At 48.1% G+C, this 23,888-nt stretch carries 22 protein-coding genes, 3 tRNA genes and 1 riboswitch; of the genes, 21 read left to right on the top strand and 4 right to left on the bottom strand.

What is annotated here, in order from left to right; all coding sequences use genetic code 11:
* Positions 1 to 33 precede the first annotated feature (33 nt).
* The 8 genes from J7438_RS09260 to tal all read left to right on the top strand — a co-directional run bounded on the left by J7438_RS09260 (position 34) and on the right by tal (position 9,398).
* Positions 34 to 2,907: an RAP domain-containing protein gene (locus tag J7438_RS09260; protein WP_209276303.1), complete on the top strand. Its 2,874-nt coding sequence runs from the start codon at positions 34 to 36 to the stop codon at positions 2,905 to 2,907.
* A 102-nt stretch (positions 2,908 to 3,009) separates the two neighbouring features.
* Positions 3,010 to 3,441, top strand: coding sequence for a hypothetical protein (locus tag J7438_RS09255; protein WP_209276302.1), 432 nt, complete (start codon positions 3,010 to 3,012; stop codon positions 3,439 to 3,441).
* A gap of 105 nt (positions 3,442 to 3,546) precedes the next feature.
* Positions 3,547 to 4,944 carry an MATE family efflux transporter gene (locus J7438_RS09250; RefSeq protein WP_209276301.1) on the top strand — a complete coding sequence of 466 codons (1,398 nt, stop codon included), beginning with the start codon at positions 3,547 to 3,549 and terminating at the stop codon, positions 4,942 to 4,944.
* Between the two features lie 120 nt (positions 4,945 to 5,064).
* A complete protein-coding gene (locus J7438_RS09245; RefSeq protein ID WP_286196487.1) occupies positions 5,065 to 6,075 on the top strand; it encodes a tryptophan--tRNA ligase in 1,011 nt (336 codons plus the stop codon).
* Positions 6,076 to 6,335: 260 nt separating this feature from the next.
* Entirely contained in the window at positions 6,336 to 6,725 is a 390-nt protein-coding gene (locus J7438_RS09240) for a hypothetical protein (protein ID WP_209203087.1), read from the top strand.
* A 31-nt stretch (positions 6,726 to 6,756) separates the two neighbouring features.
* Complete coding sequence (locus J7438_RS09235) at positions 6,757 to 7,185, top strand: YbaN family protein (protein WP_209276299.1); 429 nt, start codon at positions 6,757 to 6,759, stop codon at positions 7,183 to 7,185.
* A gap of 115 nt (positions 7,186 to 7,300) precedes the next feature.
* A complete protein-coding gene (gene rbsK, locus J7438_RS09230) occupies positions 7,301 to 8,272 on the top strand; it encodes a ribokinase (RefSeq protein WP_209276298.1) in 972 nt (323 codons plus the stop codon).
* 148 nt (positions 8,273 to 8,420) lie between these two features.
* On the top strand, positions 8,421 to 9,398 hold the full coding sequence (gene tal / locus J7438_RS09225; protein ID WP_209276297.1) for a transaldolase: 978 nt from the start codon (positions 8,421 to 8,423) through the stop codon (positions 9,396 to 9,398).
* An 8-nt stretch (positions 9,399 to 9,406) separates the two neighbouring features.
* Here tal and J7438_RS09220 read toward each other — a convergent pair whose 3' ends face one another.
* Positions 9,407 to 9,820, bottom strand: a complete 414-nt coding sequence (locus J7438_RS09220) for a hotdog fold thioesterase (protein WP_209276296.1) — start codon at positions 9,818 to 9,820, stop codon at positions 9,407 to 9,409.
* Between the two features lie 33 nt (positions 9,821 to 9,853).
* Positions 9,854 to 10,882, bottom strand: coding sequence for a YbgA family protein (locus tag J7438_RS09215; RefSeq protein ID WP_209276295.1), 1,029 nt, complete (start codon positions 10,880 to 10,882; stop codon positions 9,854 to 9,856).
* 449 nt (positions 10,883 to 11,331) lie between these two features.
* Between J7438_RS09215 and J7438_RS09210 the strand changes: the two genes are divergently transcribed.
* From J7438_RS09210 to thiC, 3 genes are all read left to right on the top strand, one after another.
* A complete protein-coding gene (locus J7438_RS09210; protein ID WP_101745418.1) occupies positions 11,332 to 11,832 on the top strand; it encodes a GNAT family N-acetyltransferase in 501 nt (166 codons plus the stop codon).
* A gap of 97 nt (positions 11,833 to 11,929) precedes the next feature.
* Positions 11,930 to 12,604 (top strand): phosphohydrolase, encoded by a 675-nt coding sequence (locus tag J7438_RS09205; protein ID WP_209276294.1) that lies wholly within the window; start codon positions 11,930 to 11,932, stop codon positions 12,602 to 12,604.
* 86 nt (positions 12,605 to 12,690) lie between these two features.
* A riboswitch (TPP riboswitch) is annotated at positions 12,691 to 12,807 on the top strand.
* A gap of 226 nt (positions 12,808 to 13,033) precedes the next feature.
* Positions 13,034 to 14,878 (top strand): phosphomethylpyrimidine synthase ThiC, encoded by a 1,845-nt coding sequence (gene thiC / locus J7438_RS09200; protein ID WP_209276309.1) that lies wholly within the window; start codon positions 13,034 to 13,036, stop codon positions 14,876 to 14,878.
* Here thiC and J7438_RS09195 read toward each other — a convergent pair.
* Positions 14,845 to 15,915, bottom strand: a complete 1,071-nt coding sequence (locus J7438_RS09195) for a pyridoxal phosphate-dependent aminotransferase (RefSeq protein WP_209203093.1) — start codon at positions 15,913 to 15,915, stop codon at positions 14,845 to 14,847. The two genes, thiC and J7438_RS09195, sit on opposite strands and share 34 nt — an antisense overlap.
* A gap of 159 nt (positions 15,916 to 16,074) precedes the next feature.
* Here J7438_RS09195 and birA point away from each other — a divergent pair, with 159 nt between their 5' ends.
* The 9 genes from birA (at position 16,075) to J7438_RS09150 (ending at position 21,006) form a co-directional block, all read left to right on the top strand.
* Positions 16,075 to 17,073 carry a bifunctional biotin--[acetyl-CoA-carboxylase] ligase/biotin operon repressor BirA gene (gene birA, locus J7438_RS09190; protein ID WP_209276293.1) on the top strand — a complete coding sequence of 333 codons (999 nt, stop codon included), beginning with the start codon at positions 16,075 to 16,077 and terminating at the stop codon, positions 17,071 to 17,073.
* Positions 17,070 to 17,840: a type III pantothenate kinase gene (locus tag J7438_RS09185; RefSeq protein WP_209203095.1), complete on the top strand. Its 771-nt coding sequence runs from the start codon at positions 17,070 to 17,072 to the stop codon at positions 17,838 to 17,840. The genes birA and J7438_RS09185 overlap by 4 nt, the downstream gene beginning before the upstream one ends.
* A 1-nt stretch (position 17,841) precedes the next feature.
* On the top strand, positions 17,842 to 18,564 hold the full coding sequence (locus J7438_RS09180; protein ID WP_209203096.1) for an SPOR domain-containing protein: 723 nt from the start codon (positions 17,842 to 17,844) through the stop codon (positions 18,562 to 18,564).
* Between the two features lie 159 nt (positions 18,565 to 18,723).
* Positions 18,724 to 18,807: transfer RNA gene (locus J7438_RS09175), tRNA-Tyr, on the top strand.
* A gap of 121 nt (positions 18,808 to 18,928) precedes the next feature.
* A tRNA-Gly gene (locus J7438_RS09170) sits at positions 18,929 to 19,002 on the top strand.
* A gap of 34 nt (positions 19,003 to 19,036) precedes the next feature.
* A tRNA-Thr gene (locus J7438_RS09165) sits at positions 19,037 to 19,112 on the top strand.
* A gap of 170 nt (positions 19,113 to 19,282) precedes the next feature.
* On the top strand, positions 19,283 to 19,513 hold the full coding sequence (locus J7438_RS09160) for a type II toxin-antitoxin system Phd/YefM family antitoxin (RefSeq protein ID WP_209203097.1): 231 nt from the start codon (positions 19,283 to 19,285) through the stop codon (positions 19,511 to 19,513).
* Complete coding sequence (locus J7438_RS09155) at positions 19,510 to 19,905, top strand: type II toxin-antitoxin system VapC family toxin (RefSeq protein ID WP_209203098.1); 396 nt, start codon at positions 19,510 to 19,512, stop codon at positions 19,903 to 19,905. Before J7438_RS09160 ends, J7438_RS09155 begins: the two co-directional genes overlap by 4 nt.
* A gap of 306 nt (positions 19,906 to 20,211) precedes the next feature.
* Positions 20,212 to 21,006, top strand: coding sequence for a CPBP family intramembrane glutamic endopeptidase (locus J7438_RS09150; RefSeq protein WP_209276292.1), 795 nt, complete (start codon positions 20,212 to 20,214; stop codon positions 21,004 to 21,006).
* 341 nt (positions 21,007 to 21,347) lie between these two features.
* Here J7438_RS09150 and J7438_RS09145 read toward each other — a convergent pair whose 3' ends face one another.
* Positions 21,348 to 21,704 (bottom strand): Uma2 family endonuclease, encoded by a 357-nt coding sequence (locus tag J7438_RS09145; protein WP_209276291.1) that lies wholly within the window; start codon positions 21,702 to 21,704, stop codon positions 21,348 to 21,350.
* 234 nt (positions 21,705 to 21,938) lie between these two features.
* On the opposite strand from J7438_RS09145, the gene J7438_RS09140 reads away from it, so the two are divergent.
* Positions 21,939 to 23,828, top strand: coding sequence for a serpin family protein (locus J7438_RS09140; protein WP_209276290.1), 1,890 nt, complete (start codon positions 21,939 to 21,941; stop codon positions 23,826 to 23,828).
* Positions 23,829 to 23,888 lie beyond the last annotated feature (60 nt).

Genomic DNA, 23,888 nt, shown 5'->3' with positions numbered 1-23,888 from the left:
TTTATATTTCCCATGAATTAATGAAATATAATTATGGACAGAGGCGGTGCTGGTATAAGTTGGACATGCACAACATCAGGTAATGATTATAATCAACCGGATGATCATACCGGTGCTTCAGGGAGTGGGCGATACAGGTATGGCACAGTCAGGCAAACGAATACGCCACTTCCCTATATCCCGGAGCGTCATAAATTTTATCCTGCTTCTGACGCCTGCTCTGCTAACAATCCACCAAGACATTCAATAAAACCTGTTCAGGATTTTTATGCTCTCTTCACACAAGCAAAAATGGATGATCTGGTGAGGATATCTACTCATTATGCCGAGCGCTATAATGGGAAAAAACACAGTGAATTTGCCTGTTCAATCAAACAATACACCTCAAGGTCAAAAAGACCATTAAATCATAGTGAACAATGCCAACTGTTACCATTGTTGCACGCTTTTAAAGTGACACCCGGGTGGCCTTGGCGAAGCCTGACGACAACGGTTCATTCATTTACGTCAGCGGGTGTGTTTACCCCTCATAAATACATGAATGAGAAAAGTAAGGAGGCTCAGGCAGCCTTATTGTCAACGTTACTTGATGCAGTAATAGTTAAGTGCAAGCAAAAACCTGAAGTCAGGGATATTGGGGCTCAAGGTATCGCCAACCTGCTGTGGGCCCTGGCAAAAATGGTTGGCAACGGGCTGGAGCTGAAGAAGACACCGAAGCTCAAAGAGGCCGTGGCCTCGCTGTTGCCCCTGGTGAGAATCAAAGCCGAATCAAAAGAGGGGAAAGACCACTTTATTCCTCAGAATATCTCCAATCTGCTGTGGGCAGTGGCAAAATTGGTAGATAACGGACTGGAGCTGGAGAAGACACCGGAGTTCAAAGAAGTTGTGGTTGCGCTGTTGACCCGCGTGAAAACCAAAGCCGAATCAAAAGAAGAGAAAGACCACTTCCACTCTCAAGGTACCGCCAACCTGCTGTGGGCTCTGGCAAAACTGGTCGAAAACGGGCTGGACCCGGAGAAGACAGCGCAGCTCAAAGAGGCCGTGGCCGCGCTGTTGCCCCATGTGAAAATCAAAACCGAATCAAAAGAAGAGAAAGACCACTTCAAGCCACAAGAAGTCGCTAACCTGCTTTGGGCCATGGCGAAACTGTTGGACAATGGTCTGAAGCTGGAGGAGACACCGAAGCTCAGAGAGGCCGTGGCCGCGCTGCTGGCCAATGTGAAAACCAAAGCCGAATCAAAAGAAGAGAAAGACCACTTTATTCCTCAGCATATCGCCAACCTGCTGTGGGCCGTGGCAAGATTGGTGGACAACGGGCTGGCGCTGGAGAAGACACCGAAGCTCAAAGAGGTTGTAGTCGCACTGTTGCCCCATGTGAAGGCCAAAGCCGAATCAAAAGAAGAGAAAGACCTCTTCAACACTCAAGCTATCACCAACCTGCTGTGGGCTTTGGCGAAACTGGTGGAAAACGGACTGGAGCTGGAGAAGACATGGCAGCTAAATGAGGCCGTAGCCGCGCTGTTGCGCCGGGCAAAAAACAAAGCTGAATTAAAAGCAAGGAAAGACCACTTTAATGCCCGGCATATCGCCAACCTGCTGTGGGCCGTGGCGAAATTGGTGGACAAGGGGCTGGAGTTAGAGAAGGCACCAAAGCTCACCGAGGCGGTAGCCGTGCTGTTATCCCATGTGAAAACCAAAGCCGAATCAAAAGAACAGAAAGACCACTTTATTCCTCAGCATATCTCCAATCTGCTGTGGGCCATGGCAAAACTGATGGACAACGGTCTGGAGCTGGAAAAGACAGCGATCTTCAAAGAGGCCCTGGCCGCGCTGTTGTACCATGTGAAAACCAAAGCCGAATCAAAAGACGAGAGAGACCACTTCAGTGCTCAAGGTATCGCCAATCTGGTGTGGGCCCTGGCGAAACTGGGGGACATCGGGTTGGAGCTGGAGAAGACCGCGAAGCTCAAAGAAACCATGACCGCGCTGTTGTACCATGTAAAAACCAAAGCCGAATCAACACAAGAGAAAGACCGCTTCGAACTTCAAGGTACCGTCAACCTGCTGTGGTCCCTGGCCAAACTGGGTGAGGCCATTGAGCTGAACCTGATTAAATCTACGTTTGATTCTCTTGTCGGCAGAATCAGTGAAATCCCTCAGCGTTCTCAGCAAAATCTATGGATGTCTCTCTGGGGAGTCATGGTATTTTGTGCCAGGTCTTATCTATACTTTGGTATAAATAATAAAAACCCGCTTGAAAAGCACATAGGTGAACTATTTTCTCGTCTGGGAAATATATCTTCGGACAATATAGAGGCTCAAACCGTTATTGCCATGGCCGCCAGTTGGCTTGGGAGACCGTGTACGGAGGTCCCCTACTACCAGACAAACATTTCACAGTCTCAAACTACCTTACGCGAGCAACTCCAATCAAGCCTTCCGTCTTTGAAAATTGAAGAAGAGAAGAGTCTGAACTCATTACCTCCGATTGATCTGCTACTGCCAGATTACAACATGGTTATCGACGTTCAGGGACCTTATCATTATGTGAGTGGTGATTTCGAAACCAGGAACGGTAAAACGCTGCTGAAAATCGCCCTGTTGCAAAAATTAGGATTCGAAGTCATTGAAATTCCGGTGAACCAGCTTTGGAAACAGGATTCAATGAAAAGAGTTATTGAGCAAATAAAGACAAAATTAGCCGCCCAGCCAGAGGCTCATGGTTCTGTATTACTCAACAGTGGTGAGGGAGTAGCCGATGAGGCATACGTTACTGCTGATGAAGGAGTGCTATTTTCAGGTGACGGTTATGCTACCGCCGAAGAATATTCAGAAGAGCAAATAAATAAACCAAAAAAAGAAAAAGGAAGAGAAAAAAAGCCAGTAAACGCCTCTCTTCCAACATGACATAAGAACCACTTTGACATTCTGGTGGATGTGTACTTTCATTTTTTTACCGTATCAATATATGGCAGCTATTTAGTACATTTGTATAAAGAGGGATTTAAAATGGATAGGGCAATAAGTATTGTGGTCAGGGGAATAAGTGCTTCTCCCTTTAAAATGCCTGCGGAAATTCAAAAACGAGACCCGTCGCATTTTGGAGATCATCAGGTTAATGTGTTGAAAGCCTATGTTAATGGTATGCATGCCCCGAAATTTACCACATATGTTGGACGTGGTGTTGAAAATTTCAATTCACGTCGAGAAGCATTAGATTCCGGCAAACAGTTAACTTCCGGACAAATCCGCTGTATCACGAAGACAATGATTGATGCTATCAGATATTTAGAGCATTATCGTTCCGAGGATTACATTGAACCCGAGTATGATCCTGATGATACAACTAATGAAGAAGTGAAAGAATTTGTAGCAGCTGTGATGGAGGAGGTTGCTGCTGATATTAAGAGACTTGAAGCTATTAAAAAGAGATCAGTTTAGTATTATTTCGAAAAATCCAATTCAATCATTTTTTGATTCATTAATAGAATATATAATCCTTCGCCCCGGCTCTGTCTGCCGTGGGTTTCTATTCTGTGAGCAACAATGAGCAACAATCTTTCAGCTTTTGCCCGTTATCGTGGCGAACTTGGTGAATTAATGTATTTGGCCGGGCCTATCATGGGGGCCCAACTGGCAACCACCGGTATGTCATTTGTCGACACCAGTATGGCCGGGCAATATTCAGCCCTGGATCTGGCCTCTATTGCCCTTGGCTCCAGTATCTGGGTGCCGGTCTACCTGTTAATCCGTGGCATATTAATGGCCATTACGCCCACGGTTGCCCATCTGTACGGTGCACGTCAAACCGGAGAGATTGCTGGTCAGGTGCGTCAGGGGTTATGGATTGCCCTGCTGTTGAGCCTGTTGGCCCTGGGTTTTATTTACCAATCCGATGTCGTATTGCAATGGTTGCAGGTTGGGCCTGCGATGGCGGGTAAAACGCTGGAGTATCTGAAAGCGCTTGCCTGGGGCGTTCCGGCGATTTGTTTGTTCCAGGCGCTTACCTGCTACTGCGAAGGAATGGGTAAAACCAAGCCCGGCATGGTGTTCAGTTTTATTGCCCTGGCTCTGAATATTCCGCTGAACTATGTATTGATTTATGGCAAGTTCGGGTTCCCGGAGCTGGGCGGCGTTGGCTGTGGTTATGCGACAGCCGTTTGCTTCTGGGCCATGTTCCTGATGATGGCGGCATACACGATGCTGGCTCAGCAGCATCGCAAAATTGGTCTGTTTGACCAGTGGGACTTGCCCAGTCTGAACATTATTGCCAGTCAGCTAACGCTGGGTGTGCCTATCGGTCTGGCCATTTTCTTTGAAGCCAGTATCTTTTCGGTGGTGGCTCTGCTGATCGGGAAATTAGGTGCTATTGTGGTGGCAGGGCATCAGATTGCCCTTAATTTTTCCTCACTGACCTTTATGGTGCCGTTGAGTCTTTCCATGGGGCTTACCATTAGTGTCGGACAGGCACTGGGTGCCGGTAAAACTGCGCAGGCCGCCTACTCCAGCTATGCGGGTATTGTCACAACGCTGGTCAGTGCCACCCTCAGCGCTGCCGTGATGTTGTTTCTGCCAGGGGTGGTGACCTCGATCTATACACAGAACACAGAGGTGGCCATTCTGGCCTCTCAGCTGCTGGTTTATGCGGCACTGTTCCAATACGCCGATGGCATTCAGATTGCGGCTAATGGTGCGCTTCGTGGCTATAAAGATACCCGGGTTCCCATGGCGATGATTCTGTTTGCCTGCTGGGGCGTGGCGTTACCCCTGGGCTATATTCTCGGGCTGACTGACTGGATTGTGGCACCAATGGGGCCTCATGGCTTATGGATTGGTCTGGTGAGTGCATTGACCATGAGTGCCATCCTTTTGACCTTGCGTCTGCGCGCCATTATTGGCCGGCATCGGGTGTCTGCCGCTGACAACATGGCTATGTCATCATGAGAATCAGGTGTCTATTGTGAGAGAGGGCGGCGCTCTTTTATAATGCTGCCCTTTTCTAACGAAACTCCTTTCTGGTCAGCGCGTCAGGCCAGGTTAAATCGTCGCTGTGCGAGTGAACTCATGAGTAAAACGAAAGTACTGACAGGTATTACAACTACTGGAACACCACACCTGGGTAACTACGTAGGGGCCATCAAGCCTGCCATTGAGGAAAGCTGGCGTGACGATATTGCTTCATACTACTTTCTGGCGGACTATCATGCCCTGATCAAAGGCCGTGACCCCAAGCGAATCCACCAGTCTACCCTGGAGATTGCCGCTACCTGGCTGGCACTGGGCCTGGATACGGACCGTGTCACCTTCTACCGTCAGTCAGACATTCCGGAAATTGCCGAGCTGAACTGGATTCTGGGCTGCATGACCGCCAAAGGTCTGATGAACCGCGCCCATGCTTATAAGGCAGCGGTTCAGGCTAATGAAGAAGCCGGTGAGCAGGACCCGGACAAGGGCGTGACCATGGGGTTGTTCTGCTACCCGGTCCTGATGGCGGCGGATATTCTTATGTTTAATGCCCATAAAGTGCCGGTGGGGCGTGATCAGGTCCAGCATATTGAGATGGCCCGGGATATTGCCGGACGTATGAATCATCATTACCAGACCCGGTTGGTCTTGCCTGAAGCGGTGGTGGGTGAAACCACGGCAGTGCTGAATGGTCTTGATGGTCGTAAAATGAGCAAAAGCTACGATAATACCATTCCGCTTTTTATCCCTGAAAAGAAACTGCTGAAGCTGGTTCGCAAGATCAAAACCAACTCACTGGAGCCGGGTGAGCCGAAAGACCCGGATACCTGCACGCTGTTCCAGATCTACTCGGCATTTGCCGATGCCACTCAGATTGAGGTAAAACGTCAGCAATATGCTGATGGTGCTGGCTGGGGCGATTTGAAAAATGAGCTGTTTGAATTTCTGAATGCTCACTTGCAAGCTCCCCGGGAACGTTATAATGCGCTGATTGAAGATCCAGCATTTATTGAAAAAGAGCTGCTGAAGGGGGCTGAAAAGGCCCGGGCTGAAGCCGCTTCTGTGCTGGCGTCTATTCGTCAAGCCGTAGGCCTCAAGCCGCTGGCATAATATTCTGCAGTCGTCTTAACGTTTGGCTTTCCTTTGGGAAAGCCATTCTTAATAATAAGTAGTTAACCAAATGAAATCCTATTTTCTGACTAAGTGGACAGTCACTCTGCGGCGTTACAACTCCGGTCACATAGCTAAGGCTATGCTCCCTGCGTTGTGCCTTGCATAGTAACTGCCCACTTAGCCAGAAATATACGATTCCATTTGGCCAACTACTTAAAAGCAATAAAGACAGGCACCATCGCTCGACTGGAAATCCCATGAACATATCAAAATTATTTGCCATTGTGCTGGGTGCGATTTTGCTATCGGCCTGCAGCCATCTGGATGGTCTGCTGAAAGACAAAGTGCAGCAAAAGGTAGCGTTTGACTTGACCCGCCTGGATGCGGATGGCCTTTATGGCCCAGCGGATGGCAAGCAATCCCTGAGCTATGAGTTCTGTATTCCTGCCCATGTAAATACCGCAAGGCAGGTGATGTACATTGACCCAACCGCAATTGTCTACAAAGAATCCCCCGGACGTTTACAGTGTGATGAGGAGCAGTATCTGGTGGTGGGTGATACTAATCAGCCCAATTATCTGGTGACTCTGAAAAAACTGGTTGAATTGACCTATGTTACCCGGATTCAAGAGGCATTTTTTGAGTAAAACGTACCCGCAGAATCCACTTTCGATAACCATGAACTCAAGAGATAAAACCTCGCCCCCCCAATCACCCGGTATTCTAATCCGCAACCCGTTACTCCGGTGCGCCTTTAAAGCCTGCGCCCTGCTCTGTGTTGCACTGGGTTGTATCGGCATTTTCCTGCCACTACTACCCACCACACCCTTTCTATTATTGGCCGCTTTTTTCAGCTTGCGATCATCTCCAACCATTCACGCCCGGCTCTTGAACCACCCAACACTGGGCCCCCCACTACGCCAATATCTTAATCAACGCAGCATTTCCACCAGGGTATATATCCGCGCAGTTATTTTTCTCTGGCTAACCATAAGCCTCTCCATTTGGCTACTCACCCTGCCATGGCTCAAATACCTGCTACTGACCATAGCCATCGCCGTAACGCTATACCTGACAAAATTAAAAAGAAGGGAAACACACCCCTGAAAACCTATCCTAAAACCAACTGCCCACTGCCAACTCGCTTCCAAAACCTCCAACCCCAAACGACATATGCATTACACTTGATCAAGTTGTCAGCCTGATTTTCACCGGTGGTGATATGAGTAAGCAGATTCTCGTGCTAGGCAGTATTAATGTTGACCATATTCTGAGGGTTGATTGTTTTCCCAAACCAGGCCAAACCATTACCGCTTCATCTTACGACATTATGGCAGGGGGCAAAGGCGCTAATCAGGCAGTAGCCTGTGCCCGCCTTGGTGGCAATACACTTATGATGGCAGCGATCGGGCAGGATGATCCGGGGCGGGAAATAGTACAGCAACTGAGTGATGAAGGTATTGATACATCGGCAATTACTGAAATAGTGGATGCCCAAACAGGGGTGGCCCTGATGTTCGTGAATGGCAAAGGCGAAAATATGGTTGGTATTTCTGCTGGTGCTAATGGCTGCCTGAGTGAAGAGTATATTGAGCAGAAACATAGTTTGATCGCTGGTGCAGATTATCTGCTCTTGCCGCAGGGGATTCCTGAATCTGTCATGCGACAGGCTGCTCATATTGCCAGGAGAAGCCATACTAAAGTTGCCTTGAGCCCCGCATCTGTCAAACCGTGTTCCGGGGATGACTTACTGACTGTGGATTTGATTACGCCTGATCAGACGGAGGCAGACCTTCTTACCGGTATTAAAGTGTTGGATGAAACGTCGGCAACTCAGGCTGCTACCCTATTGCATGAGAAAGGTATTACTGACGTGGTGATCACCATGGGTCAGTATGGGGCCTATGCATCATCAATGATTTCAGGCCATCCTGAAGGGCTGATGGTTCCCGGGTTTCCGGTTAAGGCGGTTGATACAACGGCGGCTGGCGATACATTTAACGGTGCACTGCTGGTGGCCCTGGCGGAAGGGAAATCGCTTGAGGAAGCAGCCTTCTTTGCCAATGCCAGTGCCGGCCTTTCGGTCATGAGTGCTGGTTCTCAGGTGTCTATTCCCTATCGTTTTCAGGTTGAGGAATTTATTCAGTGCGATCAGGAAATTGCCGATGCTGCTGCAACCCCGGATACCTCATGATGCTGGTATTTCTTTGATATAAAAGGTAAATACGGATAGTCTGGGATACCCTCGTTGATTAAAGACGAAAAGATTGATAGTAAACTTTTAAAGTGCTTATCAGGTTATCAAGCATCCAGCTGTTTGCTTGGCTGGAAGAAGGTACAGTATGCAAAATCAGCTCGACCAATTAAAAAAAATGACCAAGGTTGTGGCCGATACCGGTGATATCGAAGCCATCCGTCGATACCAGCCGGTTGATGCGACGACCAATCCTTCACTGATTCTAAAAGCCGCGCAGTTACCGGCGTATAAAAAGCTGGTTGATGAAGCCATTGCCTTTGGGCGCAACCATTCTACAGAAAAAGCGGTCAGTGCCCGTTATGCCTGTGACTGGTTGACAGTCAGTATTGGCAAAGAGATTCAGCAGGTAGTGCCGGGCTTTGTGTCAACGGAAGTGGATGCACGACTGTCGTTTAATACTGACGCGACGATTCAAAAGGCCAGACAGCTGATTGATCTCTATAAAGAGCAGGGCGCTGATAGTGAGCGGGTGCTGATCAAAATAGCGTCTACCTGGGAAGGTATCAAAGCGGCGGAGGTTCTGGAAAAAGAAGGTGTTCGTTGTAATCTGACCTTGCTGTTCAGTTTTGCCCAGGCTCAAGCCTGTGCCGAAGCCGGTGCTTATTTGATCTCTCCGTTTGTTGGCCGGATTCTCGACTGGTACAAAAAAGCAGAAGGCCGGGATTTTACTGCTTCACAAGACCCCGGCGTTCAGTCGGTCACCCGTATCTACAACTATTTCAAACAACATGGCTACAACACCGTGGTGATGGGAGCCAGCTTCCGAAACACCGGTGAGATTACCGAGTTAGCCGGTTGTGATTGCCTGACGATTGGTCCGGATCTTCTCGATCAGCTGGAATCATCCGGGCAACTGCTTGAACAAAAGTTGTTTGCCGACTCACCAGTGTGTAGTGATGAAAAAGTGATTCTGGATGAGGCAGCATTTCGCTGGGCGATGAACGACGATGCCATGGCAACGGAAAAGCTGGCGGAAGGCATCAGAAAGTTTGCTGAAGATCAGATTAAGCTGGAAATGCAGTTGCTTGATGCACTTCGGGATGATGTTGCAAAAGCCAAATGAATTATTGATTATATTTTCTTGGTTGCCATGGTAATACGGGATATACAGGTGGGCCTGCCCTGGTCATCCTCAATCTTGATTTCCCACACCTGGGTACTGCGGCCGATATGAATGGGGCGGGTTGTGCCGGTCACTTTTCCGGACGTGGCTGAGCGAAGATGATTGGCGTTGATTTCCAGACCTACACAGTAGGCTCCGTCTTCACAGCACAGGTTGGCGGCAACACTGCCCAGTGTTTCAGCGAGAACCACCGAGGCACCACCATGCAGCAGTCCCATGGGCTGAATGGTTCTGCGGTCAACTGGCATGGTGCCCCGGAGAAAGTCATCTCCTACTTCGGTAATCTCAATACCCAAGTGGTCACACATGTTTTCCTTGAATACCGCGGTTTCAGTACTGTAAGGCCTTTTCCAGATGGACATATTTTTTCCTTTTTCTTTTATTGGCACTGATCATCAGATCCGGTTGCGCAAGCCCAGCTGATCCGGGTGAGGTGTCAGGTAGGTTTGTCGTTGAATATATACACTACCATGATTGTCTATGAAATGCCTTAGCATGGTCATGGGGGCAATAAGGGGGATCATTTCCTGACGGTACTCTTCAATCAACGTCAGCAGTTGCTTTCTCTCTTTGCCATCGACGCTCTTTTTCACATATCCGAGAATATGCATCATGGCATTGGTATGAGATTTTCGATTGGCCCGTCGTTTAAGGGCACTCATAAAGCTGCGCAGGTACTCCTCCAGCAGTTCATGCAGATTCGCTTTGCTGCCTTTGGCCACGATTTGGCCCAGTAACTCATACCCCTGGGGATAGTGGGCCATGATCATGTACTTGTGAGTAGAGTGAAAGTCGACAAGAGCGGCATAAGATGGCTCTGCCATCACGGTTTTCTGCCAACGGTCATAGGCGTAAACCCGGGTGAAAAAATTTTCACAGAGTATTGGGTCGTGCAGCCTGCCTTCTTCTTCTACAGGCAGCAGTGGGTTGCTCTCCATAAATGCCCTGGCATAGGCCCCGGGTGCACTTTCACCCAGCGGATGGCCATTTTCATGGTACACCTTGACCCTTGCCATGCCACAGCTGGGGGACTTCTGCATCAGAATATAGCCGCAAATATGTGACAGCTGGTCAGACATATCATGACCATACTGCGCCAGAGCATCCGTTACATCCAGGCTGGAATTGTCAGTGCCGACTACCCGGATTTGCAACTGTTTATCGGGCGCAGAGGATGAACTTTGTCCGGTTGACTGTGATGCTTCAGCCAGTTGGCCGACCAGTCGGATGGGCTCTCTGGGGGTTCCCAGCCCGATAGCCATCTCAGGACAGACCGGCTCAAAGTGGAAGAATTTATCCAGCGTGTTGACACAAAAAGATGAGCGTTTGTGCCCACCGTTATAGCGCACTTTATGGCCCAAAAGGCAAGAGCTGATGCCCAGTGTGATCTGTTTTTCAGGCTCAGGTATGGAAACGATAGCCACTCGTTAATCTCCACTTTACTTTCAAAAATCATGCCCTGGTTAATATCGCCCGTTACCAGCAACTCCTTTGCCTGTCAGCGGTGGAAAACAGGTATAACTCTACATTGCTTTTAAGGCAAGAGTGATATGCTTATTAGCCATCCGTTTATGGAATCAGGGAACTTTTGACAATCTGCGCACACTAATATAGGGAAAGAACTTGCGCAGCCTGTGAAATCAACATCTGCTCGTAAAAGGTTGCAGTTTAAGGCTCTCTTCGCTTTTGCCTGATTATCTATTGGCGTTGTCTGGTCTGATGATGGCAATTGCTATTCTTGATATTTGTGTCAATAAATCAGTTAGTTGTATTCATCGGGCTGCCTAATGAGTGAGAACTTTCAGATCATCTAACTGTCCAAATGGCGGAGTATTTATTTTGTTGGAGCAAAGTTTCTGGAGACTATTTTACCGTGCTGATTGTTACTGATACGCCCCGTCTGATACTTCGTACCTGGCAGTTACAGGATGTTGATGCATACTCCGCTTTACTGGGCGAAACGCCTCCCGGCGCTTCAGATGCCATGGCCACAGAGCCCGGAAGCCTTGCAGAAACCGAGCTGTGGCGCTATCAGGCGGAACTGGATAAGTGGGGGTGGTCGCGCTGGGCGGTGGTATTCAAAGAGAATAACCAGCTGATTGGCTATTGCGGCTTTTCTCCCTATGGCAAGCATATTGAGATGAGCTGGCGCTTTTTACCTGCTTACCGCGGACAGGGGCTGGTGCTGGAAGCTGTTGAGGCAGTGACTCAGTTCGGGTTTAACCAGCTGGGCATGGAAGAGATTATTTCTTATACAACCCCCACTAATGAGTTTGCCCAGGGAGTTATGCAACAACTGGGGATGACACTTGATCGCTTCGAGGGGTGGAGTACCTGTACGGTTGCCCGTTACCGCATACAGTCACCGATATAAATCATGCGCTGAAAATATTCCGCAGCCACAGTACAATCACTTTAAATTATTTCATTCATTTAAATTTATCCCTCCATCTACAGTCTTTTTTGAACTCATGAGCAATAGCAGCAGCGACACCCTGAGTAGCTGGGAGCAGAAAATTATCGTCTGGCTACAATCCATGCACCACGACCATGATGACCACTCCCATGACTTTTTCCATTTTCAGCGGGTCTGGAAAACGGCACAGCAGATCATGGATCTGGAGCAGGTGTCTGTGAATCCACTGGTGGTTCTCGCTGCCTGCTACTTTCACGATATTGTGGTGTTGCCAAAAGATCATCCTGAGAGATCCAGGGCCTCTTCGCTGGCTGCCATAAAGACCAGAACCTGCCTTGAGGATATGGGGTTTCCTGCTGAGTTGATTGATAACGTCTGTCACTCGGTGGCCAGTCACAGCTATTCTGCGGGCATTGCACCCGAAACCATTGAAGCCAAAGTTGTTCAGGATGCTGATCGGATGGAGGCTCTGGGAGCTATTGGGCTGGCCCGGGTTTTTTATACATCGGGCCTGCTGCGGCGGAAAATGTTCGACCCCGAAGACCCACTGGCTGAGCACCGGGCCCTTGATGACCGTGAATACGCGCTGGATCATTTTCAGGTGAAGTTGCTGAAGCTGTCTGACACCATGCAGACGTCCGCCGGACGCAGAATGGCAGAGCGGAACTCTGAATACCTCAGGGAATATATGGGCAAGTTGCTTAAAGAGCTGGAGGGGGATTATTCCTGACCCGGATATTTCATAAACTGCCTTGAAATATCCGGGTTAAAAGGTATCCGGTACTACTTTTTCAGGGAGGGCACCTTTATAATCTTCCCATCTTGTCGGAGTGCGTAAAGCTGAGATCGCTGCATTTTATCGGGGATAAGTGCAGCAAATTCGTTGAACCTGCTCAGGGTAACACCTGCGAAGGGAACAAGAGAAGAGAGTACCGGGCTGCTATCTGGTGGATGGCTGATCACGCTTTTGGCCAACCATGCCTTTAATATCTGAAGCATTGTTTTGCTTTAAATCAAGCAGCTTCTTGCTAACCTTGATGAGTCAAGTTAGCCAAAACCGTCTATTCCTTTTCTCTGGCCTGAGACACCGGCAAGCCATACCAATAACAATAGATAAGGGATATTCATGGTCGGTAACTCTCAACTTCAGGGTATTCAGATGCGTGCTCCAATTGCTGACAGTCAGTCACTTCTGGCAGAAGCCTGTCGTCCATTTCCTGCTTCACGGAAAATTTACCTCCCCGGCAGCCGCCATGATATTCGTGTGGGCCTGCGGGAAATAACGACTGGGCAAAGACACGGGGAGTACAGTCAGTTATCCACTGAATCGGCCGTTCGGGTGTACGACACATCCGGTCCTTATACTGATCCGGAATACTGCCTGGATCTGCTTAAGGGCCTGCCGCCTATCCGCTCAGAATGGATACTGGCACGTGAAGACTCAGAAGAGTTGAGTGCCCATTCTTCAACCTATGCATTGCGACGAAAACAGGATATTCAGGTTGAGCCGGTGCGCTTTCAGTCATCTGCCCCTGTCAGATGTGCCTTGTCTGGAAGAAATGTGACTCAGCTCCACTATGCCAGGCAGGGAATAATCACACCGGAGATGGAATATATCGCCATCAGGGAAAACATGGGAAGGCCCGAAGCGAAGATAACCCCCGAATTTGTTCGTCAGGAGGTGGCATCCGGTCGTGCTGTGATACCCGCGAATATTAACCATCCCGAAGCTGAGCCAATGATTATCGGCCGAAACTTTCTGGTGAAGGTCAATGCCAATATTGGTAATTCACCGGTGACGTCCACCATAGAGGAAGAGGTTGAAAAACTGCTCTGGGCAACCCGCTGGGGTGCCGATACGGTGATGGATCTTTCCACCGGTAAACATATCCATGAAACCCGGGAGTGGATTATCAGAAACTCGCCGGTACCGATTGGTACCGTGCCTATTTATCAAACCCTGGAGAAAGTAAACGGCAAGGTAGCGGATCTTAATTGGGAGGTGATGAAGGACACCTTGATTGAGCAGGCAGAGCAGGGGGTAGATTATTTCACCATTCATGCCGGAACGCTGAGAGGCCATGTGAAACTGACCACTGATCGGGTGACCGGTATTGTTTCCAGGGGCGGTGGGATTCTCGGGCAGTGGTGTGAAATTCATGACAGCGAAAACTTCCTTTATGAACACTTTGATGAGATCTGCGAGATATGCAAGGCATACGACATTACCCTTTCATTAGGGGATGGGCTGCGCCCGGGATCGGTGGCTGATGCCAACGATGCAGCACAGTTTGCTGAACTGAAAACGTTGGGTGAACTGACAAAGAAAGCCTGGGCACATGATGTTCAGGTGATGATTGAAGGCCCCGGGCATATACCGATGCACCTGATTCAGGAAAATATGGATAAACAGCTGGAGTATTGCCACGAGGCACCTTTTTACACACTGGGTCCACTGACGACGGATATCGCCCCTGGCTATGACCATATCACTTCCGGGATAGGTGCAGCGATGATTGGCTGGTTTGGCTGTGCAATGCTCTGTTATGTGACGCCAAAAGAGCACCTTGGTCTGCCCAACCGTGAGGATGTGAAACAGGGATTGATCGCCTACAAAATTGCTGCCCATGCGGCAGATGTCGCCAAAGGTCACCCGGGGGCACAACTAAGGGATGATGCGCTTTCCCGTGCCCGTTTTGAGTTTCGCTGGGAGGACCAGTTTAACCTGGCCCTGGATCCGGATACCGCAAAAGCCTACCACGATGAAACCCTCCCTCAGGACAGCGCCAAGGATGCGGGTTTCTGCTCCATGTGTGGACCAAACTTCTGCCCAATGCGCATGACGCATGATGTGCGGGAGTTGGAAGAGCCTTCAGCCAATAAAGAGCCTTCAGCCAATAAAGAGCCTTCAGCCAATAAAGAGCCTTCAGCCAATAAAGAGCCTTCAGCCAATAAAGCGCCCTTAGCCAATCAGGCGGCTCCCGCGATGGAAAGCCCCTCCTGAATCCTCTCGATCAGTTGCCGGGTCTGGGCAATATCACCCAGTGTTATTCTCAGGCCTTTACGCCCGGTCTGGTCAGACTTGGGGCGAACAAGGATGCCATGACTGCGCAGGTGCTGCTCAATGACCTCAGGATTCTTCGGAAATGCCCAGATGAAATTGGCAGCACTGGGCCAATAGGGAATGCCCTGTTGATCAAGGAACTGCTCAAACAAAGGTTTGGATGCCTCCATAACTTCTCTGATGTACTGATGGGTATACTCCGGATAGTCCAGGGCGGCACTGATGGCCACGGCGGCAAACTGGTTAACATCATAAGGGCCACGGATATTCAGCAGTGCCCGGATGTTGTCAGGGTGGCTGATCACGTAGCCCAGTCGAATGGAAGGCAGGCCCCAGGTTTTAGAGAAGGTGCGTGTGACCAGAATATTCGGGTATGCCATAACCGCATCAGCAACGGTGGCCTGAGAATATTCAAAGTAGCATTCATCCACTAGCAGGGCGGTATCCGGTGTGGATCTGGCAATGGTCAGAATATCTTCACGCTGGATTTGCGTGCCGCTGGGGTTGTTCGGGTTGGCGATGACAATCAGCCGGGTTTTTGCAGTGATGGCGTCCAATACTGCGTTAACCGGGAAGCCGTTTTGCCGCGTATAGTCTGGCTCAACAATGTTCAGCTTTTCAATATTGGCGCACTGATGGTACATCGCGAAGGTCGGACCGGGGATGATGATTTCATCACCTTCTGTACAGGCCGCACGGATAATAATATCAATGCCCTGGTCAGAGCCATTAGTGATCATTACCTGGGGTTCATTGACGCCTGCGTAGTCAGCGATTTTCCGGGTCAGGTCGCCATAGGATGGGTACACTTGCAAACGATCATCATTGATGTAGTTAATCAGTGCCTGTTTGACATGTTCACTGACGGGCAGCGTTCTCTCATTAAAGTCCAACAGCAGATTGTGATGAGGGTCTCTGCCTTCAAGTGGCGGAGAATAAGCGCTCATCCGGGTGATGTGGGACTTGAAAATGCTCATCGGCGGTTTCCCTGATCCATCTGTTTTTGTCGGTGTCTGGAGAAAGTGCAGTATAGAGCAGAGCTCACGGCAGAAGCTATCAGAAAGGACTTGTGTCCGCTAAATGCTCTGGCCTGATATAATATTCAGTTTCCTGACAGGTATGCGGACTCCCTATAAATGGAAAAGGTATTAGAACTTCTGGCTGATGGCAGTTTCCACTCCGGTGAAGCGCTGGGCAGGGCATTGGGGATCAGTCGCGCAGCGATCTGGAAAAAGCTGAAAATGCTGGAATCGCTCGGCCTGCAAATTGATTCAGTCAAAGGACGAGGGTACAGGCTGCGTCCGGGGGTTGAGTTGCTGGATAATGAACGTATTCTCAATGCCCTGGACCCATCCGTCAGAGAGTCGGTGGTTCTCCACACCTGTCTGAACATCGCCTCTACCAATGATCTGGTCAGAGAGATTCCTGTTGACAGCCCGTTAATAAAAGGTGTGTGTCTGGCAGAATATCAGACCAGCGGCCGTGGTCGCCGGGGCAGAGCCTGGGATAATCCCTTTGGTTCGACCATCAGTATGTCTGTACGTTGGTTTTACAGGGCTGGCATGGCATCCCTGGAAGGGTTGAGCCTGGCGGTTGGTCTGGCTGTGCTGAAAGCGCTTGAGCGCTGCGGTGGCAATGATCTCAAGCTGAAGTGGCCTAATGATGTGCTGTGGAACTCGCCCGGCGGTTTTCGGAAGCTGAGTGGCATCCTGCTGGAAGTGCATGGAGACCCCACCGGCGACTGTGAGGTGATCATCGGTATTGGCGTCAATATTGCCCTGAGCCAGCAACAGATCAACGGTATCAGCCAGCCTGCAGTGGATATGCAGCGGGTTTGTGGTACAACAGTGAGCCGAAACCAGGTAGCCAGTGAGTTGATCAACGAGTTGTGCCGTACCCTGGATATTTTCAGTCAGCAGGGCTTCAGCCATTTCAAAGACCAGTGGGAACACTATGACGCTTTTGCCGGGCAGGATGTTGTCCTGGATGCTTCCGGTAAAATGGTGTCCGGCGTAGCTTCTGGGGTGAATGGTCATGGAGGACTGTTATTGCAGACCCGTGAAGGTATGATGATTTTCAATGGCGGTGAGGTTTCATTAAAGGCCGCGACACCCACAAAGAGCAAGTCATCATGAGAATTCTGGAACTGGATGCAGGCAATAGCCGATTAAAATGGCGGCTACTGAATAGCGGCCACATCATTTCCCATGGCTTTCTTGCCAACAGCGAAGACTGGCAACACGAACTGCCAAAGCTGCTGGATCAAATCGGGCCGGTCGATTCGGCCAGGGCGGCCATTGTCTCCGGTGATGAGCGTTTTGCGCAGTTGAGTACTGCGGTTAATCAGCACTTTAATGTATCCCTGTTAAAGGCCGAGGTTAAAGAGCAGTACCGGGGCGTTAAGGCTGCCTATCCTGGTCTGGGCGTTGATCGTTGGCTGGCTATGCTGGCGGCCCATCATCTGGACAGGGCAGAGAATAAAGAACCCTGCAATAAAATGGTGGTGAGTTGTGGTACTGCCATCACCATTGACTTGTTGAGTGACGGCGGGAACCACCTGGGCGGATATATTGTACCGGGTGTCGGCCTGATGAAGGGAATGCTGCATACCAGGACAGCACAACTGCCCATGGTAGAAGCAGAAGCGTCAACGACGATGCACGGAACTAGCACGGCCGGGTGCATTAATAACGGTATTCTGGCCATGGCTGTAGCCATGATTAATACACAACAGGCGCAGTATAAAACGGCTTGTGGCAAAGAATGCCTGGTTTATCTCACCGGAGGCGATGCTACCTTGGTTCAGCCGTATATCCGGGGTGAGTGTTACCATCATCCCGCGCTGGTGATGGATGGTCTGGCGCTTGCTTTCGAACAGGAGGGGAGTAACTCCGTTATATAAAATGCGTTTGACAGTAATTTTTCTTGTGTTTGCCAATATCGGTTACTTTGCCTGGGGCTCATGGCAGGAGTCCAGGGTGGGTTACTGGCTGCCTGAGAGTGATAGTGCCTATACCGAAGCCGCAGGTGAGCGGCTGGTTCTGTTGACTGAGACGGAAGATTATCTTCAGTCTCTGCGGAATGAGACGGAAGTTCAGCCAGCGTTGGAAACCTCGCTGTATTCCGGTGATGCTGTCCAGGAATGTCTGATCGTCGGGCCTTTGGCCAATGTGATCGAGGTGGATGAGTTACAGCAACGCCTGTTTGCCGTGGGTGTCAGCAGTAAAGAGCGTGCAGACGAAAGCAGTCAGCAGGAGGATTACTGGGTTCATATACCGCCACTGGCCAGCAGGGATGCGGCAATACGGCTGTTAAGGGAACTTCAGGCCCAGAGAATCGACAGCTTTGTGATTACTCAGGGCGAACTGACCAATGGGATCTCGCTGGGACTTTTTTCCCGCAGAGAATTTGCAAAAGCAGTAAGTCGTCGCTTAATGGATGCGGGCTATGAGGTTGCGATCAAGTCCCTGCCCAGAGTTCCTGAGCAATGGTGGCTTGAGATGGATGCCGCAGTAGAAGAAAAGCTGAGTACGTCATTCTGGGATGAGGCTACTGACCAGTTTCCTGAATTGAAAACCTTAAGAACGGCCTGCAAGAAGAATGATGCGCTGAAAAAAGTGATGTAAAAGATTGCAACGGACCAAGAGTTTCTCTAGTATACGCCTCGCTGCTCAGGGAGACAGTTAGCCAGGACGACAAGCGGAGGTGACCGATGAACAAGGTTGCTGAAGAGAGAAAAGTCGGGTTGACAAAGAAAACTTCCTGAATAAAATAGCGCAGCATCTGGTGGGGTTCCCGAGTGGCCAAAGGGATCAGACTGTAAATCTGACGCGAAAGCTTCGCTGGTTCGAATCCAGCCCCCACCACCAGATTTCGCTTCCTTGTGTTAAGTAAATCGAAAAACTGATTCTTGATGCTTGGAGACTGCTGGCTTCTCTTGTATTCTTTGTTGGATGTATAGAAGCCTCTGCATAAATAAAGTTTGTTTGTGCGGGTATAGTTCAATGGTAGAACCTCAGCCTTCCAAGCTGATGATGCGGGTTCGATTCCCGCTACCCGCTCCAGATTGCATCTCTTTCGTTCTTTTTTGAGATTCATGCTCTTATAGCTCAGTCGGTAGAGCGCATCCTTGGTAAGGATGAGGTCACCGGTTCAATTCCGGTTAAGAGCTCCATATAAAACAAGGGTTTACAGCGATGTAAGCCCTTTTTTTATGCGCTGTAATTCCCTCGCATTACAAGTTGGCAGTTGGCAGAAAAAGCTTTTACTGCCCACTGCCTCTTGCAGAAACACTCCGGCTGAACTAGCTTGAGAAGTACAAAGATTTTGTACAAGGAATAAAGAGTGGAACAGGTCAATATCAGCGAACTGAGAGCTAACCTGCTTGATTACCTGAAAAAAGCCCAACAAGGCCAACCCTTTATCGTGACTTCTAATGGTCAAACACTGGCGACCGTCTGCGCCCCCGATGCGTTAAAGAAGTATTCAAGAAAAACCCTGAAGGAAGTGGGTAAAAATGCCATTGCCAACGATATTATCGACCCATTGGATGAGCCCTGGGAAAACCGGCAATGATTTTATTGGATACCTGTGCCTTTATCTGGGATGCCCTGCAACACGACAAACTCAGTAAACAGGCAAAGCAAATCATCCAACAAGGTGATCGCAAAGGCCAGCTGATGATTTGCGATATCACCCTCTGGGAAGTAGCCATGCTGATAAAACGTAGACGGCTGCAATTGGAATTGAGCGCCGAGAGTTTTTGCCAATTGGCATTACAGGCAAGAACAATCGACGTTATCCCTATTAACCCAATCATTGCAGAACTCTCCGTGAAGCTGGACAACAGCATTAATAATGATCCGGCGGACCGTTTGATTGCCGCCACAGCGATCCATCTTGGTGCAACACTTGTTACTGCAGATCGTAATTTGAGAGAGAGCCCGTTGGTGACAAGCGTTTGGTAATACCTGCTATCATCAATAGTTTTAACCAGAATTGAGAAAAATCTATTTTTAATGGTCTAATCCGGATATTTCATAAACGTGCTCCCGATCTCGCTTGTCTTTTGCCGTTCTAAGGTAATTTTGCTCAGTCGACCGTACCTCCCCGGTACGGCGCTCCCTCACAAAATCCCATAGAGCGACAAAGTTCTCGGCTTTGGCATCCTGCGTCGCCCTACCTCCACATCCATGTGGTCGCACGCGAGAGTCGGGGCAGTTTATGAAATATCCGGGCTAACCTCCTGATCCAAACGCATATGGTGGTTTTTTATGGACTTTATATCGTCAAATTTATCGCCTTTTATATCTTCATTGGCACCAGCGGTAAATTCATCCGTTAAAGCTTTTGCTGGCAATCGATCCATAGAAGTATTACAAGATCAAGTTAAAAAAATTTTCTTGGGGACGGGTATGAGGCTAACACATACACCTCTGAATTTATTATTAGCAAGGCCTGTATCAATGGTGGAGACAAAGTTAACAGGACGAACAGATTTTAACCCCTATGAAGAAGGTTTTTTAGAAAAAATGTCTACAAAGGAACTATTCACAAATGCCTCCATTGAAGAGGCATTATTCAGGGTTATTTGCCCACAACTTATAAAATCAAACCTGCCTTTTGGTACAGGGTATATCCCGGAGATTATTAGTGCTTTTCTATTTGGAATTGCGCATCTTTGCACTCCAAAACCATCTTTTACCCATATATTTATGGCCACTATAGCGGGTTTTAAATATAACCATATATATAAAAGCCATGGTTTATTATCAGCAACTATTGCCCATGCAGCTCACAATCTCAGTGTGATTAAAATATACTGTTTTATGAAAAATAGAGAGAGATTGGAACAAATTAAACTAACCTCAAATAGAAATAAAACAAGATTAAAGCAAATGAGGATAACATTAAACAATCGTAAGCATGCTGCAAAACAAACCAAAATCAATAGTGATTCAATTAAATCGGAAGACTGTCTAAAACTAAGAAGTGGCAGAGTGATCAAGCGATCCAACCTGGCAGGCATCAACTCCATGAAAGCCGCAGCGTCGTGTATTGGAAAATAGTAAATCCTGCAATGAGACGGTTTGGCTGCAATAAAATCAACAGTTTCATCGACAACCTGCTGTTGAGTGTCTTTCTGCAACGAATTAATGAAAGCAACCGGAAGCGATGATAGCTGAGAAAAATTAAAAGCAAAGCGATACAGCGCAGGCGGGAACACCTGAAGCAAGAAATTTATCCATTGAACAGACTTCAAGATTAAAAAAACACGGAATTATGAAGGATCAGGAATTGTTAATACATCTGTAAATATTCTTTTGTCCGGTAGACAGTTATCAGTTTTCAGAAAAATAAATGCACATCAACCATCTTTTTCTGCCCACTGCCCACTGATGACTATCACTTAAAGAACCCCCACCACATCTTCATAAAGCTCCCGAAGCGTAACTGAAAACCCGATGGAATGGAGCAGCAGGGTATCGGTCTCCTGCTTCAGGCGGATGATCTCCCAGCCGCTGTCGGTACTCTGGTAGAGATCCACGGCAATCTTATCCTGATGGATCAATACATACTCCTTCAACCCCTTGATGGCGGTGTAGGCTGCAAGCTTTTCCATCCGGTCTCTCGCCTCGGTGGTGGGGGATAGCACTTCGGCAATCAAGGTTGGCTGATCTTCAACATAGGCGTTCTGGTCAGAATCGTTACAGGCCACCATCACATCCGGATAATAAAAAACATCATTCCCTACAGAATAATACACATTGCGAATAGCTGGTAATTACCGACGACTTATTGCTCACGACAAACATCAGGATGCTGGGCAATCGTCGGAAAAGTGATTAAACTAGTCTTGTTAGCGCTGTAGATTTTAGCGCTATTGGAGTAAATAAAGATGGAATTTTCTCAGTGGTGGAAGGAGACCTCAATAGCGAACTGATTAAAAATTACTTGCCTTGCGGATGTTATTAACATTAACAGAATCAGGAGTAGCAAAATGTTCAACTCAGTCGGCTTACCCCCAATACCAACTGTTCCTACGCGTGCATCGATTGAAACAACAACCTGCAACCAGCAAGAATACCAGGATCGAGCTAAAAAAATAGTTAGCGCATGCATTCGTGATCTGGCGTTTGAAATATTAAAACCTGCAGGTCAGTCCAGCACTGCTTTGTCCGATTCAAGCCTGGCCGCGTCACTGGGTATGTTACTGGCAACCATGGATAACACCGATAAGGAAATGATCCTCGGCATACCTCAAGGAGAACTGACACCACAGCTTGATTCGGCGATCCATAATGAACTGGGGCGTTTCAGCAGAAAGCATCCTTTCCGAAAGGACCAGATGCTTTCTATATTGAACTTCATGGCATCCGCATATAATCCGGGCCACGAAAAGGGTTTTGTTAATAACCTCACTGAGCACTATAAAGCAGAGCTGCTAACCTCTGATGGCAATAAAAACATAGCTGATGTGACGGATCAATACGTCGAACAAGTTACCGGGGGTGAAATTCCTGGATTGCTGGCAAATCATCCCCTTCGGGATTCGATTGACACCACCATAAACAATATCGTGTCACTCAAGGCAAAATGGGCTCATGCGTTTAATGCAAGTAACACTAAGTCTCGTCCATTCAGGTGTGCAGACGGGTCCACAATTAACGTCAAAATGATGAGTATAAAGGATCAGATAGGTTACTCTGATGAGCGTAGCCGAAAATTTGAAGCGATTGCCAAACCATTCATGCAAGGAGAGAATAAGCTTTACCTGGTGGCGATAGCACCGCTTCAAGATTCACCTGATGCCATTGGCAGTATTACTAAAGAGACCATTGATCATCTGATTGACAGATCAATTAACTGCACGCCCAGAGAAGTTAAACTGACGCTCCCCGTAATGAAAATAAACAGTACGAACAGCGATCTGTTGGATCAGATTGGTTCTTTTCGGGGTATAAAAATAACTCCGGACAAATTAAAGAAATTAGGCGGACCGACACCTGACTCTCTCAGCACAAAACAAACAATCGTGGCCAAAATAGATGAGGAAGGTGCCCGTGTTTCAGTTGCTACTACGACAGCAATAACCACCAGGTCCATGGGCTCTGAGAGCAATACTATTGAATTTGATTTTAATAGCCCCGGACTGGTTTTTATTGTCGATAATCAAGGCAATCGTGTGCTTGCAGCAGCGGTTAAAAATGGTGATTTTCTGGTTGCTTCGGGCGAAGCAGAAATTTCTGAAGGTGCTAGCTCGAATAGTTTTTCTCATAAAAAGAAAAGAAAGATATTTACCGAATACTGCATTAGGTGTAAAGATGAATTTCATGGTATGTGCTTCAAAGGATTGGATGAGTTGAAACCAAAGTTGATGGAAATGTTTAAAGAACTGGCAGCGGAGAAAAATAAAAACCCAGTTAAAAAAATTCCTTCACCACCCTCGCAATCTTTTGTAACTGCCCCAAATTTGGTTGGAAATATTACAGAGACATCTATGCAGCCCATTAAAATCAATAAAGAGCTTCCAAAAAATGACCTTTTACCACCAAATGTTGAGCAGTCGCAGTCTTTTGACAAACTGAGGAAAGAAGAAAAAGAGAGTCAATTATTAATGGCCTTACAAGAAAAATTCAACGATATTCCTATCAAAGAAGTCACATGGGATGATATCGGTATCGATATTATGGTTAACAACCTGGAAAAAGCAGAAAAAATTAAAGAAAAATTAATTGAAATTATTGGGAAAGAGCATCAATATTGTGTAGGCGTTCATGACTTTTCCAGTTCTGGTTACAAACCCAGAATCTATGTAGACGTAATGTTTAAGTCAAGAGATATCCTGGTAAATAAGCTATTCCCTGACTACCCAAAAACACCGGAATAGTTCAACCCGTTTGGCAATAACTGAATAGCCTTACGACACGGATATTGCCTATACCGGTCG

It is taken from the genome of Thalassotalea sp. G20_0, assembly GCF_017744175.1.
Lineage (GTDB): Bacteria > Pseudomonadota > Gammaproteobacteria > Pseudomonadales > Endozoicomonadaceae > Endozoicomonas.
This window is presented reverse-complemented; position numbering and strand designations above follow the sequence as displayed.